This is a genomic window from Klebsiella sp. SYXHC3 (genome assembly GCF_057196925.1).
Genome location: NZ_JBXUNG010000001.1, coordinates 941,766 through 956,959 on the forward strand (window position 1 = coordinate 941,766; position 15,194 = coordinate 956,959).

Annotated in this window: 11 protein-coding genes; 6 read left to right on the top strand and 5 right to left on the bottom strand. The window is 56.6% G+C overall.

Going from position 1 to position 15,194, the window contains the following annotated elements; all coding sequences use genetic code 11:
* Positions 1-443 precede the first annotated feature (443 nt).
* Entirely contained in the window at positions 444-1,580 is a 1,137-nt protein-coding gene (locus AC2CGP_RS04630) for an MFS transporter (protein WP_045387478.1), read from the bottom strand.
* A 91-nt stretch (positions 1,581-1,671) separates the two neighbouring features.
* Between AC2CGP_RS04630 and AC2CGP_RS04635 the strand changes: the two genes are divergently transcribed.
* The 3 genes from AC2CGP_RS04635 to AC2CGP_RS04645 all read left to right on the top strand — a co-directional run bounded on the left by AC2CGP_RS04635 (position 1,672) and on the right by AC2CGP_RS04645 (position 6,643).
* Entirely contained in the window at positions 1,672-2,442 is a 771-nt protein-coding gene (locus AC2CGP_RS04635) for an AraC family transcriptional regulator (protein WP_047058139.1), read from the top strand.
* A gap of 123 nt (positions 2,443-2,565) precedes the next feature.
* A complete protein-coding gene (locus AC2CGP_RS04640) occupies positions 2,566-4,299 on the top strand; it encodes an alpha,alpha-trehalase (RefSeq protein ID WP_484502286.1) in 1,734 nt (577 codons plus the stop codon).
* A 223-nt stretch (positions 4,300-4,522) separates the two neighbouring features.
* A complete protein-coding gene (locus tag AC2CGP_RS04645) occupies positions 4,523-6,643 on the top strand; it encodes a TonB-dependent siderophore receptor (protein ID WP_484502287.1) in 2,121 nt (706 codons plus the stop codon).
* Positions 6,644-6,689: 46 nt separating this feature from the next.
* Here the strand turns inward: AC2CGP_RS04645 and emtA are convergent, their stop codons facing one another.
* On the bottom strand, positions 6,690-7,301 hold the full coding sequence (gene emtA, locus AC2CGP_RS04650; RefSeq protein WP_015366071.1) for a membrane-bound lytic murein transglycosylase EmtA: 612 nt from the start codon (positions 7,299-7,301) through the stop codon (positions 6,690-6,692).
* Between the two features lie 95 nt (positions 7,302-7,396).
* Here emtA and ldcA point away from each other — a divergent pair, with 95 nt between their 5' ends.
* Entirely contained in the window at positions 7,397-8,311 is a 915-nt protein-coding gene (gene ldcA / locus AC2CGP_RS04655; protein WP_015366070.1) for a muramoyltetrapeptide carboxypeptidase, read from the top strand.
* A 90-nt stretch (positions 8,312-8,401) separates the two neighbouring features.
* The gene (locus AC2CGP_RS04660) at positions 8,402-10,135 is read left to right on the top strand and encodes a potassium/proton antiporter (RefSeq protein ID WP_015366069.1); all 1,734 of its coding nucleotides are present in this window, start codon (positions 8,402-8,404) and stop codon (positions 10,133-10,135) included.
* A 16-nt stretch (positions 10,136-10,151) separates the two neighbouring features.
* On the opposite strand, the gene dadX is transcribed toward AC2CGP_RS04660, so the two are convergent.
* Entirely contained in the window at positions 10,152-11,222 is a 1,071-nt protein-coding gene (dadX, locus tag AC2CGP_RS04665) for a catabolic alanine racemase DadX (protein ID WP_142689051.1), read from the bottom strand.
* Positions 11,223-11,231: 9 nt separating this feature from the next.
* Positions 11,232-12,530 (bottom strand): D-amino acid dehydrogenase, encoded by a 1,299-nt coding sequence (locus AC2CGP_RS04670; protein WP_126028128.1) that lies wholly within the window; start codon positions 12,528-12,530, stop codon positions 11,232-11,234.
* Between the two features lie 321 nt (positions 12,531-12,851).
* On the opposite strand from AC2CGP_RS04670, the gene AC2CGP_RS04675 reads away from it, so the two are divergent.
* The gene (locus tag AC2CGP_RS04675; protein ID WP_015705842.1) at positions 12,852-14,384 is read left to right on the top strand and encodes a SpoVR family protein; all 1,533 of its coding nucleotides are present in this window, start codon (positions 12,852-12,854) and stop codon (positions 14,382-14,384) included.
* Between the two features lie 52 nt (positions 14,385-14,436).
* Here AC2CGP_RS04675 and fadR read toward each other — a convergent pair whose 3' ends face one another.
* A complete protein-coding gene (gene fadR, locus AC2CGP_RS04680) occupies positions 14,437-15,156 on the bottom strand; it encodes a fatty acid metabolism transcriptional regulator FadR (RefSeq protein WP_015366064.1) in 720 nt (239 codons plus the stop codon).
* Between the last annotated feature and the right edge of the window lie 38 nt (positions 15,157-15,194).

Here is a 15,194-nt window from a genome sequence, read left to right on the forward strand (position 1 = left end):
AAACAAAAACATGAAATTAAGCATGATTTTAGTCAAAGAAATATGAGGGGATAAAAAATATTTATGGGGATAAAAAAGGTTAATTTTTAAGCTAAATGCGAGCAGGGAAAGGGTAATTTTCAAGCAATAAAAGGAGATATTTCACATTAATTCCTGATTAAAACACAGGTGTAAACAATCAAATAAAATGAGAAAACTGTATTTATTTCGATTTATTACGGGATGAGGTCACAATTTTTCACGTTATTTGTATGTAAAGATATATTTAATTAATTAAGTTGAAAACAAAAACAAACAATGAATTATCATTTACAACATTATTTTAACCTCATTTTTTAGCTATTTTATAGCAGGTAATTCCTTGATTAAAATCAATATCGATTTTTCATCCACTCACAAACCTGCTAAATAGTGATTTGTGCTAAACATCACAAATCCAAAAACTAATCATCAATGTATCGCAGATAACACCAACCGGTTAACGCGCAAATCACCGCACAGATTGCCAACGCGACGCCGAGCGATTGCCCCCACCCCACCAATGCCAGCCCCAAGCCGATAACCAAATAATAGGTCAGGCCGAACAGCGCTCCGGCGCTACCACGACAATCAGCGTAGTCGCTAAGCGCCGTTCCCAGCACTACGGGGATCGCCATGGCATAGGCTGTCGCCACTGCGATCATCGGCAGCAAAAAGAACCATGAATCCGCTAACAGGCATACGCCTGCGCTGGCGAGCAATAACAGCAGACCGGCACAGATAAAAATAGGCCGCTGCCCTGCTCCACGTCGCAGCAACAAACGATTGCCCTGCGCGCCAACCAACGCCCCTGCCGCCAGCGCCATGCCGCTATAGCCAAAGGTCCGCGCATCCAGCCCCAGGCGGGCAAAAAGGAAAGGTCCCTGGCTGTAATAGCTGAACAAACCGATATTCAATGCCGCCACCAGCGCCACCGCAAAACGGATTTTCGCATCCGCCAGCATGCGCAGCATTAACGGCCAGAGCGCCTGATCCCCCGTTCGCGGCGGCCGGGTTTCCGGCATGATCACCGCGCACAGCAGCAACAGCGCCGCCGCCAGCAACGCCAGTGCGCCGAAGACGCCGTTCATTCCGCGCCAGGCCGTCAGCACGCCGCCAAGATAAACGCCAATTGCCGGGCTGATAGCCAGCGCCATGCCGACAAAAGAAAAGATCGCCGCCAACCTCCGGCCATCAAACGCATCCCGCAGCACCGTTTGCCCAACCACCGACCCGATTGCCGCGCCGAAAGCCGCCACGATACGAGCCGCCAGCAGTACGCTAAAATCTGGCGCCGTCAGCGCCAGCATGCAGCCTGCGGTATACACCGCCAGACCGAGCAATAACGCCGGCCGCCGCCCGCGCCGGTCGCTGAACCAGCCCCAGAACAGCACGCCAACGGCAAAGCCAATAAAATAGACCGCCAGCGTCTGCGCCGCATCGGCGGCGCTAACGGAAAAATGTGCGCTGATATCAGTCAGCGCCGGGCTATAGATAGTTTCCGCGATTTGCGGAAACATGAGTAATGCGGTAACCAGCGCCATCGCCGAACGACTTAACATATCCACCTCCCTCGTCAAAGGCGCCATTGTAGGGAGCGGCAAAAACGGCGATTATAAATATAATGACATTTAACATCGAGAATCAGACATTATGGCATGGCTCAGCGCGGATGCATCCTTTGACCCTGATACGCTCAGTGCGCCGCTGATTGGCGTGCAATCCACGCTTAACGGCGATCATGACGACGGTCTGCATCGTCATCAAATGGGGCAGATGTTATTTACCCGTCAGGGTTGTATCCGGCTGACGCTAAATGATGGCGCGCTATTGTGTATGTTACCGCCGACCCGCGCGGCGTGGATCCCCGCAGGCGTGACGCACCGCGCCCAAATGCAGCACATCGTTGATTACCGTTCGGTGTGGTTCGCCAATACGCATTATCCCGAGTTACCCGCCGCCCCGGCCATCCTCAACGTTACCCCGCTGCTGCGCGAGTTGCTCGAACGCATTAGCGCCAGCCCGTGGGATACTGACTGGCAACAGGGCCCGGCCCGGCACCTGGCGGCGCTCTGCGTGGCGGAAATCGGCGCGGCAAAACATGAGCCGATGATGCTAACGCTGCCGCAGGATAAACGTCTGCGCCATCTCAACGGCCATGGGCAACCGCCGCAGCTTCAGCAACTGGCGGCGCAATGCGGCGCCGGAGAAAAGACCATCAGCCGCCTGTTTCAACGTGAAACCGGCATGTCATATCAGCAGTGGCGCCAACAGTGGCGGCTGATGAAAGCCGTTGAGCTATTGGCCAGCGGTCAACGCATTACGGATGTCGCCCAGGCGCTGGAGTTTGCCAGCGATAGCGCCTTTATCTACTTTTTCCGCAGCCAGACCGGCAAGCCCCCCGGACAATACATCGCCAGGTAAATAGTCTGTTTTCGGTCAAAATGTTAACTCCAACACGCGAAGCGGCCGATATTCGGCTAAGGTTTTCTGATGGCCGTTCGCAGTGGCGCGAAGTCAGCAAAACGCAAAAATGGAGAATTATCGATGACGAGATCGGTTCTACGTCGCCCGGAAACCCTGACCTACCTTATTCAACTGGCACTGGGAGGCGCAATATTAAGCCTGGCGACATTCGCCGCGCAGGCAGATGACAACACCTCCCCGGTACCGCAATCGCCTGATGAACTATTAGGCCCGCTGTTTAACGACGTGCAGAGCGCGAAACTATTCCCTGACCAAAAAACCTTCGCTGATGCGGTACCGAACAGCGATCCGCTGATGATCCTTGCCGACTATCGAATGCAAAAAAGCCAGGCCAGCTTCGATCTGCGCCATTTCGTTGAGATCAACTTCACCCTGCCGCGTGATAACGATCAATACGTGCCGCCGAAAGGACAAACTCTGCGTCAACACATCGATGGGCTATGGCCAGTATTAACCCGCAGCACCGTCGAGGTCGAGAAATGGGATTCGCTGCTGCCGCTGCCGAAACCTTATGTGGTACCCGGTGGACGCTTCCGCGAGGTTTATTACTGGGATAGTTATTTCACCATGCTGGGCCTCGCCGAAAGCGGGCACTGGGATAAAGTGGAAGACATGGTGGCCAACTTCGCCGCCGAAATAGACCGCTGGGGCCATATTCCAAACGGCAACCGCAGCTACTATCTGAGCCGTTCGCAGCCGCCGTTCTTCTCCTTTATGGTTGAGCTGCTGGCCAGCCACGATGGCGATCGGGCGCTAAAGACCTGGCTGCCGCAGATGGAAAAAGAGTATCGCTACTGGATGGAAGGCGCCGATGCGCTGACGCCCGGTAAAGCCAATAAACGCGTGGTGCGTATGGAAGATGGCGCGCTGCTCAACCGCTACTGGGATGATAACGATACACCGCGTCCGGAGTCCTGGCTGGACGATGTCACCACCGCCAAAAACAATCCTAACCGCCCGGCCACCGAAATCTATCGCGACCTACGTTCCGCCGCGGCTTCCGGATGGGACTTCAGCTCTCGCTGGATGGATAATCCGCAGCAACTGGGGACAATCCGCACCACCAGCATCATTCCGGTCGATCTCAATGCGCTGATGTTCCACATGGAGAAAACCATCGCCCGCGCCAGTAAGGCCGCTGGCGACAGCGCCAAAGCCGGACAGTACGATGCGCTAGCGAACGCCCGTCAGAAAGCGCTGGAAAAATATCTGTGGAACGATAAAGAAGGCTGGTATGCCGATTACGATCTGAAGAGCCATAAAGTCCGTAATCAGCTGACCGCCGCGGCGCTGTTCCCGCTGTACGTCAAAGCGGCCTCCAGCGAACGCGCCGCGAAAGTCGCCGCCGCCGCCGAAAGCCGCCTGCTGAAGCCCGGCGGCCTCACCACGACCACGGTCAATAGCGGCCAGCAATGGGACGCGCCAAACGGCTGGGCGCCGCTGCAGTGGGTGGCGGTGGAAGGCCTGCAGAACTACGGTCAGAAAAAGGTGGCCATGGAGGTCACCTGGCGCTTCCTCAGCAACGTCCAGCACACCTATGACAGCAAGCAGAAGCTGGTAGAGAAATATGACGTGAGTTCAACGGGTACCGGCGGCGGCGGCGGTGAATACCCGCTGCAGGACGGCTTTGGCTGGACCAATGGCGTGACGTTAAAGATGCTCGACCTGGTTTGCCCGCAGGAAAAACCGTGCGATGCCCTGCCGGCGACCCCGCCGACGCAGACAGAAAGCGCCACCGGCCAACAGCCAGCCGCGAACGATGCCGTGGCGGCTGCGGAGAAAAAAGCCCAGTAATCCCCCTGCGCGCGGCGATATCTTCGCCGCGCTTTTCCCATCGACGTCACCCCACCATCCGCTCGACAGCCAGCAAAATGTCTTCTTGCTCTGAGGAGGACTATTTTGCTTGATCATGCAAAAGCAAACGATAATAATTCGCATTATTTTTAACGAAAAAGCATTTCGTTTATTTCCGCGGCGGCGCACAGGAGTGCCAGACCGCGCTATTCAGGATTATGGCATGATCTCCTCTGTTTACTTCAAACGCTCCGCGCTGGTGTGCGCCCTCGCGGCCGCCTTCCCTCTCGCCGCGCAGGCGGAAGATACTCTAATCGTTACCGCAAAGCCTGACGACTCCGCCAGCGCGCAGACACAAGGCTATAGCGCCAAAACGTCAACCGTCGCCACGAAAACCGATCAGCCGTTGATAACTACCGCCCAGTCGGTATCGGTGATCACCCGCCAGCAGATCGCCGATCAGGGCGCCAATACCGTAAGCCAGGCGCTCCAGTATACGCCGGGGGTTTATTCCAGTTTTGGCGGCGGCGCGACGCGCTTTGATACCATCTCGCTGCGCGGCTACCACGGCGGCGACGTCGATAACCTGTTCCTTGACGGCATGCGCCTGATGAGCGATGGCGGCAGCCATAACGTGCTGCAGATCGATCCATGGTTTATTGAGCGCGTCGACGTCATCCGCGGCCCCTCTTCCGCCCTTTATGGCCAAAGCGTACCGGGCGGGGTGGTCAATTTGACCTCCAAACGGCCGCAGTTCAGCCAGCAGGGTCACTTTCGCCTGACCGGCGGCACGCAAAATACCAAGGGCGCGGCCTTTGACTATACCGACGCCATCAATGACCAGTGGGCCTGGCGGCTCATCGGCATGACCCGCAGCAGCGATACGCAGTATGACCATACCCGTGAAGAGCGCTACGCGATTTCGCCTTCCTTGCTGTGGCAGCCGGATAGCGATACTTCGCTGCTGTTGCGCGCCTACCTGCAAAAAGATCCCTCCGGCGGCTACCACGGCTCTCTGCCGCTGGATGGCACCCGTTACGCGCACAACGGCCGTAAACTTTCACCCAGCACCAATGAAGGCGATCCGGGCGATGGCTACCAGCGCCGCGAACAGATCTACAGTTACGAGTTCAACCACCAGTTTAACGATGTCTGGTCGGCCTACTCCGCGGGCAGCTATACCCATACAAATGTCTCGCTGGATCAGGTTTATCAGGTTGGCTGGGTAGGTGACAGCGACATGCTTTCCCGCGGCTACAGCGGTTCCCGCGGGTCGCTGGACGCCTGGTCAACCGATAACCGCCTGCGCGCCGATTTTACGACCGGTGAACTGGCGCATACGCTGATCCTCGGCGCTGAGTATCATCGCTTCCGCAACGATTTGTGGACCGGCGCCGGCAACGCGGCGCCGCTCAATCCGTTCACCGGCTATACGCCGCAAACCGGGCATACCATCACCTACAGCGATAATAATAATCGCCGTTATTACCAGACCGGGTTTTATCTGCAGGATGAAATGGTATGGAACCGCTGGCATCTTGATGTTTCCGGGCGCTACGACCGCATCGTTTCACAGCAGGTAAGCGACACCTCAGGCACGTCGAACCGCCGCTCCGACGATCACATCAGCGGCCGCGCCTCGCTGCTGTACGCGCTCGATAACGGCCTTTCGCCCTACTTAAGCTACAGCCAGGCGATTACCCCGGCGATGCTGCCGGGCGCCGATGGTACGTTATTAAAACCCACCACCGCCGAACAGGTAGAGGCTGGCCTGAAATTCCAGCCGCCGGGCAGCAGCGATTTGTATAGCATCGCGATATACGACTTGATGCAAAAGGATGTCGCCACCCGCGACCCGAACATTGCCACCGCCACCTATATTCCCGCCGGGAAAGTGCATTCGCAGGGCGTAGAGCTGGAAGCACATAACCAGATTACGCCGCAATTGAGCACTATTGCCTCTTATACCTGGAATCGCCTGCGCTTCCAGGACACGAAAGACGGCACCGATAGTAATACGCCGCAGCTGTCGCCAGATCAGATGGCCTCGTTCTGGGCGCGCTATCAATTGCCGGCGGGCATTACTGTTGGCGCGGGCGTGCGCTATATCGGTAAACAGTGGGCTGATGACGCCAATACCGAACGTTTACCGTCAGTCACCCTGATAGATGCGATGGCGCGCGCCGACCTCGGAGCGTGGTCGACAGCGATGAAAGGCGCCTATATTCAGGTTAACGCGAATAATATCGGCGATCGTGAATATCTTTCCGGCTGCTACGGCACCGGCAACTGTTACTGGGGGGCTGAACGTAGCGTCACGGCAACCGTGGGCTACGATTTCTGACAACGTTGCCTCCGGGCACCTCCCGGAGGCAACGCAAGGATAGGAATTACATCGCGTCCAGCGCTTTCTGCAGTTTCCAGATATAGCGCGGCGCCTGTGGGGCAGGATGCTTTTTCGCCACGTGTTCAAAGAACTCATCGGCATCGAGATCGTTAATCTCGTCAATAGCGTCCTGGCGATTCGACGAGAAAGTACGCAGCAGCGCGCCCGCGCCGTTGGCATAAGAGACCACCACCGCATAGCGCATCACCTGCGGGTCCTTAATCCCCGCCAGCGGGCCGTTTTCCAGAATACTCAGGTAAGCGGCCCCCATCGAGATATTGCGCTCTGGGTTCTTCAGTTCGCTTACCGAAGGCTGACCACGCCACCCCATCCGTTGATAGACATCACGCCCGGAGGTCGACGGCTTCAACTGCATCAGTCCTACCGCGCCGGATTTGCTGACCACCGAAGGATTACCGCCGGACTCAATCGCAATGATCGCCGTTATCAGCTGCGGGTCTACCCCCCACGCGGCGCCGGCTTTTTCGCTGATCGGCATCCACTGCATCGACCGCTTCACCGGGACTTCCGGGTTCCACGGCGGATTGGTGTAATCGTGCTTCGAGCTACAACCGGCCAACAATACAAATAAAAAAACAAACCATCTCAATTTCACACATCTATCCTTATTGGCTGAAGTTTGCCGCACGGAGATGACAATACACGTTCCAGGCGGCATGATAACCCTTTCATTCTTTGCAAGGAATTGCCATGTCTCAGTTTTATCTGGTCGCCCCTTCCGGTTACTGTATCAATCAACAGGCTGCGGCCCTTGGCGTGGCCCGTCTGCAGGAGGCCGGTCATCAGGTACTGAACCAACAGGCGATCTCCCGTCGACAGCAGCGTTTCGCCGGCAGCGACAGCGAACGCCTGGCCGATATTAACCAACTTGCGGCCCTCGAGGGAAAAAACCGCATCGTGCTGGCGGTACGCGGCGGCTATGGCGCCACCCGTTTACTACCGCAAATCGACTGGCAGGCATTGTCCGCGCGCCAGCGGCAGGATCCGCTGCTTATCTGCGGCCACAGTGATTTCACCGCCATCCAGATGGGACTGCTGGCTAAAGCCAACGCTATCAGCTTCAGTGGGCCGATGTTAGCGGGCAATTTCGGCGCTGAAACCCTGAATGCGTTTACTGAACATCACTTCTGGCAGGCGCTGCGCGAACCGGAGTTTACCCTCGAATGGCAAAGCGATGGCCCAACCTGCCGCGCCGAAGGCACCCTGTGGGGCGGCAATCTGGCGATGGTCACGTCGCTCATCGGCACGCCGTGGCTACCGCAGATTGACGGCGGTATTCTGGTGCTTGAGGATATCAACGAACACCCGTTCCGCGTAGAGCGTATGCTGCTGCAGTTGCTCAACAGCGGGATCCTTGCCCGCCAGCGGGCCATTGTGCTCGGCAGCTTTACCGGGGCGCAACCCAACGACTACGACGACGGTTACGATCTACCCACCGTCTACGCCTGGCTACGTCAGCAACTCGCCATCCCGCTGCTCACCGGACTCGAATTCGGTCATGAACAGCGCACCGTGACTTTGCCTCTCGGCGCACGGGCACGGCTGGTCAACAACGCCTCTGTCGCAACGTTAACGATAAGCGGCCATCCGGTGCTGGCGGAATAAAAATTCCTCTGCGCGAGTATCCTGAAAACGCGCGGATTGTTAAAATGGTGTAATTTTCACCCCTTCACGCTGACAAGGAGTACGTGAACATTGGACGCCGCTGCGGTCATTAGTCTGTTTATCCTGGGTTCTGTTTTAGTAACCTGCAGTATTTTATTGAGTTCTTTCTCCTCGCGCCTCGGCATCCCGATTCTGGTTATCTTCCTCGCTATCGGTATGCTGGCAGGCGTTGACGGTATCGGCGGCATTCCTTTCGATAACTATCCCTTCGCCTATATGGTGAGTAACCTCGCGCTGGCGGTGATCCTGCTGGACGGCGGTATGCGCACCCAGGCCAGTTCGTTTCGCGTGGCGCTCTGGCCAGCGCTATCGCTGGCGACGGTCGGCGTGCTGATAACCTCCGCCCTTACCGGGATGATGGCGGCATGGCTATTCAAGCTCGATTTAATCGAAGGGCTGCTGATCGGCGCCATTGTCGGCTCCACCGACGCGGCAGCGGTCTTCTCGCTGCTCGGCGGTAAAGGGCTTAACGAGCGCGTCGGCTCGACCCTTGAAATTGAATCCGGCAGTAACGACCCGATGGCGGTATTCCTCACCATTACCCTGATTGAAATGATCCAGCAGCATGAAGCCGGTCTGAGCTGGATGTTTGTGGTGCATATCATTCAACAGTTCGGTCTGGGTATCGCTATTGGTCTTGGCGGCGGCTATTTGCTGCTGCAGATGATTAACCGTATTGTCCTGCCCACCGGGCTCTACCCGCTGCTGGCGCTAAGCGGCGGGATCATGATTTTCGCCGTCACCACGTCTCTTAACGGTAGCGGTATCCTCGCGGTCTATCTCTGCGGTTTCCTGCTCGGTAATAAACCCATTCGCAACCGCCACGGCATTCTGCAAAACTTTGACGGCCTGGCGTGGCTGGCGCAAATCGCCATGTTCCTCGTCCTGGGTCTGCTGGTGACGCCGTCCGACCTGTGGCCGATCGCGATTCCGGCGCTACTGCTGTCAATGTGGATGATCTTCATCGCGCGTCCGCTGTCGGTATTCGCCGGCCTGCTGCCGTTCCGCGGTTTTAATCTGCGCGAGCGAGTGTTTATCAGTTGGGTCGGATTGCGCGGCGCGGTGCCGATTATCCTCGCTGTTTTCCCGATGATGGCCGGGCTTGAGAACGCGCGGCTGTTCTTTAACGTCGCCTTTTTCGTGGTGTTGATTTCACTGCTACTTCAGGGCACCTCGCTCTCCTGGGCGGCGAAAAAAGCGAAAGTCGTGGTACCACCGGTCGGCTGGCCTATCTCACGCGTCGGGCTGGATATCCATCCGGAAAATCCGTGGGAACAGTTTGTCTACCAGTTGGGTGATGATAAATGGTGCGTTGGCGCAGCGTTGCGCGACCTCCACATGCCGCCGGAGACGCGCATCGCGGCACTCTTCCGCGACAACGTACTGCTGCATCCTACCGGCAGCACGCGGCTGATGGATGGCGATATTCTTTGTGTTATCGGCCGCGAGCGCGACCTGCCGGCGTTAGGTAAAATGTTTAGCCAGTCGCCGCCGGTTTCTCTCGATCAGCGATTCTTTGGCGACTTCATCCTCGATGCGGAAGCTAAATTCGCCGACGTGGCGCAGATCTACGGCCTCGACGGCGGCGAGGAGTTTCGCGAGCATCAGCAGTCGCTGGGCGATGTGATACAGCAGCTATTAGGCGCCGCGCCGGTCGTTGGCGATCAGGTGGAGTTTGCCGGTATGGTGTGGACGGTCGCGGAAAAAGAGGACGATCACGTACTGAAGGTGGGTGTGCGGGTCGCGGAAGATGAGGCGGAGTGATCCGCCTCACACAAAGTTACACTGTCACTACCGGCACGCGTGGCGCCAGGGCGCACATTAATTCATAACCGACGGTGCCGCTGGCCGCAGCGACATCGTCAATCTTAATCTCCTGTCCCCATAACTCGACCGGTGCGCCAATACCCGCATGCGGGCAAGGCGTCAGATCTACCGCCAGCATATCCATCGAAACACGCCCGACGGTGGTGGTGCGTACGCCGTCGACCAGCACCGGCGTGCCGCTCGGGGCGACGCGCGGATAGCCGTCGGCATAACCGCAGGCGACAATGCCGATGCGCTGCTCGCCGGATGTCTGATACAGCCCACCATAGCCCACCCGTTCGCCGCTTTTCAGCGTCTGTACGGCAATCACTTCACTGCTGAGGGTCATCGCCGGTTTCAGGCCGCTATTGGCAATATCCCGCCACTGGCCCGACGGCGATGCGCCATACAGCACAATTCCCGGACGCACCCAATCAAAATGCGCCTCCGGATGCCACAGCGTGGCCGCCGAGTTCGATAGCGAACGCGGGCAGTCCAGCCCCTCCGCCGCCTGCTCGATACGGCGCATGGGCTCCGCGATGCCCTCCGGGTTTTCCGCATCAGCGAAATGCGACATCAGCGTCATTTCACCGACGTTGGCGAGCGATCGCAGCTGTTGCCAGACGGTATGCACTCGCTCGGGCATAAAGCCCAGCCTATTCATACCGCTATTCACTTTAAGATAGATATCCAGCGGCGCATGCAGTTTAGCCTGCTGCAGGGCTTTAATTTGCCAGTTGCTGTGTACGCTGGTGGTCAGACGATATTTATCAAGCAGCGCCAGTTCATCTGCGTGAAAGAACCCTTCCAGCAGTAGAATCGGTCCTTTCCAGCCCTTTTCCCGCAGCAGGATTGCCTCTTCGAGATTGAGCAATGCGTATCCATCTGCGGCGTTCAGCGCCTGCCACATCCGCGCCAGGCCGTGGCCATAGGCATTCGCCTTGACCACCGCCCAAACGCGCGCCCCAGGGGCGGCGCGGCGAACAATCTGTAAATTCTGACGTAAAGCCGACAGATCAATGCAGGCTTTTACCGGACGAGACATGGAGGCTCCTTAGTTATGCACGCCGTGCAGATGCTGAGCGCGAGCCGGCGTAAAGCCCGGGCTGTAACGCGCCACGGCCAGATCATCATAAGGGATCGCCGGCGTACGCCCGGAGATCAGGTCGCTCAGAAGCTGCCCGGACCCGCAGGCCATGGTCCAGCCCAGCGTACCGTGCCCGGTGTTCAGCCACAGGTTTTTGTACGGCGTACGGCCAACCACCGGCGTACCATCCGGCGTCATCGGCCGCAGGCCGGTCCAGAAGGTGGCCTGCTCAACGTAGCCGCCGCGCGGGAACAGATCGCGAACCACCATCTCCAGCGTCTCGCGGCGCGGCTTCAGCAACTCTTTATTGAAGCCGACAATTTCCGCCATCCCGCCAACGCGAATACGCTTATCGAAACGGGTAATGGCGATTTTGTAAGTCTCATCAAGGATAGTCGATACCGGCGCGCCGCTCTCTTCGGCAATCGGAATAGTCAACGAGTAGCCTTTCAGCGGATAGACCGGGATGTCCACCAGCCCTTTGAGCATCGCGGTGGAGTAAGAACCAAACGCCATCACGTAGGCGTCGCCCTTAATAATTTCCTCGCCGCATTTCACACCGGCGATTTGATCGCCTTCGTAAAGCAGCGCATCGACAGAGGTATTAAAGCGGAAAGTCACCCCTGCCGCCTCAGCCATCGCCGCCAGACGGGTGGTGAAGAGCTGGCAATCGCCGGTTTCATCGTTTGGCAGGCGCAGGCCGCCGGTCAGTTTATGGCTGACTTCCGCCAGCGCCGGTTCGACTTCGCGCAGGCGGTTGGCTTCCAGCAGTTGATACGGCACGCCGGCCTCTTCCAGCACGGCGATATCGCGAGTGGCGTTTTCATACTGTTTTTCGGTGCGGAAAAGCTGCAGGGTGCCCCCCTGGCGGCCTTCATACTGGATACCGGTGGTTTCACGCAGCGCTTTCAGGCAATCACGGCTATATTCCGCCAGGCGCACCATACGCCCTTTGTTTTCCATATAGTGGCGGGTATCGCAGTTACGCAGCATCTGCCACATCCACTTGAGCTGGAACTGCGTGCCGTCAAGGCCAATCGCCAATGGCGCATGGCGCTGGAACATCCATTTAATCGCCTTCAGCGGCACGCCCGGCGCCGCCCACGGCGCCGCGTAGCCGGGAGAGATCTGCCCGGCGTTGGCGGCGCTGGTTTCTTCAGCGGGCCCTGGCTGACGGTCGATAACCGTCACCTCATGTCCCGCCTGGCTTAAATACCAGGCGCTCGCTACCCCAACCACCCCACTTCCCAGTATGACGACTCGCATAGCCACTCCGTAATAGTTAAAGAACAATCATCTAATTACAAATTGATAACCCAGATGAAAATATTATTCAACATACGCTTTATTTATGGTGACTTATCTCACACCAAACCGCACCAGCACTGACACCAGAGATTTACGATCTCCTGCTGCGCTTTATTTTTCCTCAGTATAAAATGCTGCACAAATGTTAAATTAAGGCCTTTAGGATTGTGAAATCGCGAAGAAAAGAAATTACCCGCAGACGCAGTTTGTTATGGCGTGTTCTATGCTTGATAAGAGGTTCTCCACAAAGAGAGAACCACCAACAACGAGGGCGCGCTAATGGCTACGATTGATTCCATGAACAGGGACACCACCCGGTTAAGCGATGGACCCGACTGGACTTTTGAACTGCTGGAAACCTATCTCGCCGAGGTCGATCGGGTGGCGAAGCTGTATCGTCTTGACACCTATCCGCATCAAATCGAGGTGATCACCTCCGAACAGATGATGGACGCCTACTCCAGCGTCGGGATGCCGATCAACTATCCCCACTGGTCGTTCGGCAAAAAATTTATCGAAACCGAGCAGGCATATAAACACGGTCAGCAAGGTCTGGCCTATGAGATAGTCATCAACTCCAACCCTTGTATCGCTTATTTGATGGAGGAGAACACCATTACCATGCAGGCGCTGGTGATGGCGCACGCCTGTTATGGGCACAACTCCTTCTTTAAAAACAACTATCTGTTCCGCAGCTGGACCGATGCCAGCTCAATCATCGACTACCTTATATTCGCGCGTAAATACATTACCGAATGTGAAGAGCGCTACGGCGTCGATGAAGTCGAAAAATTGCTCGACTCCTGCCATGCGCTAATGAACTACGGTGTCGACCGCTACAAACGCCCGCAGAAAATATCGCTGCAGGAGGAGAAGGCGCGACAGAAAAGCCGCGAAGAGTATCTGCAAAGCCAGGTGAACATGCTGTGGCGTACTCTGCCAAAACGGGAAGAGGAAAAAGCCATCGAGGCGAGCCGCCGTTATCCTTCCGAACCGCAAGAGAACCTGCTGTACTTCATGGAGAAGAACGCGCCGCTGCTTGAGTCCTGGCAGCGCGAGATCCTGCGTATCGTGCGTAAGGTCAGCCAGTATTTTTATCCGCAGAAACAGACTCAGGTGATGAACGAGGGTTGGGCGACATTCTGGCACTACACCATCCTCAATCATCTGTATGACGAAGGAAAAGTGACAGAGCGCTTTATGCTGGAGTTTCTGCACAGCCACACCAACGTAGTGTTCCAGCCGCCCTACAACAGCCCGTGGTACAGCGGGATCAACCCCTACGCGCTGGGTTTCGCCATGTTCCAGGATATTAAACGTATCTGCCAGTCGCCAACGGAAGAAGATCGCTACTGGTTCCCGGATATCGCCGGTTCCGATTGGCTGGAGACGCTGCATTTCGCCATGCGCGATTTTAAAGATGAGAGCTTTATCAGCCAGTTCCTGTCGCCGAAGGTGATGCGCGATTTCCGCTTGTTCACCGTACTCGACGACGACCACAATAATTACCTGGAGATTTCCGCCATTCATAATGAGGAAGGCTATCGGGAAATTCGTTCTAAGCTGTCGGCGCAGTATAACCTCAGCAACCTCGAACCGAATATTCAGGTCTGGAACGTTGACCTGCGCGGCGACCGTTCGCTGACGCTGCGCTATGTGCCGCACAACCGCGTGCCGCTGGATAAGAGCCGCCGCGAGGTACTCAAACACGTTCACCGCCTGTGGGGCTTTGACGTGATCCTTGAGCAGCAGAATGCCGACGGCAGCGTTGAGCTGTTGGATCGCACGCCGCCGCGGCAGAACGCGCTGTAAGGCTGAAAAAAATGCCCGGATTTTCCGGGCCTTTTTATAGAGTGAGCCGTACTTAGCGCATATTAATGGCTAAATCGCCGGGCAGCGTTTTTTGCATCCGATGCCAGATCTCGCCGCTGTTGTGGCCATAGGCGCGGACGATTTCGTACACTTTATCGTGCTGACTTTCTTCGCACACTTTCGCCAACTGGTGATAGAAACCCAGCGCCAGGCTACGCGCTTCCGGATTAGCAAAATAGTGACGGCCGATGCGGGTATACAGCCCCTTCATGCCGTTGAGGATCAGACCGTAGATCGGGTTGCCGGAGGCAAACGCCAGACCGCGGAAGATGTTGTAATCCAGCTCGGCGAAAGCGTCGGCATGATCTTCAACTTCACGGGCGGTAGACAGTACCTCCAGCGCTTTGTCCGGGTGCTGGCGGAAGGCGGTACGAATAAAAATCGTCGAGATATTGGTTCGCACCGACAGCAAGTTATCAATCAGTTGCGGCACGCTATCGTGGTCGAGGCGCGCCAGCGTCTCAAGAATATTCAGTCCGGAGGTTTCCCAGAAGTTGTTCACCTTCGTCGGTTTACCGTGCTGGATAGTCAGCCAGCCATCACGGGCCAGACGTTGCAACACTTCGCGCAGAGTTGTTCGGGTCACACCAATCAGTTCAGAAAGTTCACGTTCAGCAGGGAGAATAGATCCAGGCGGGAAACGGTTATTCCAGATACTTTCAATGATGTACTCTTCCGCGAAACCCGCAGGGCTTTGCGCCTTAATGACCATAGTAAGATTTCCATTACACAGCGTTGCAAATTGCACTC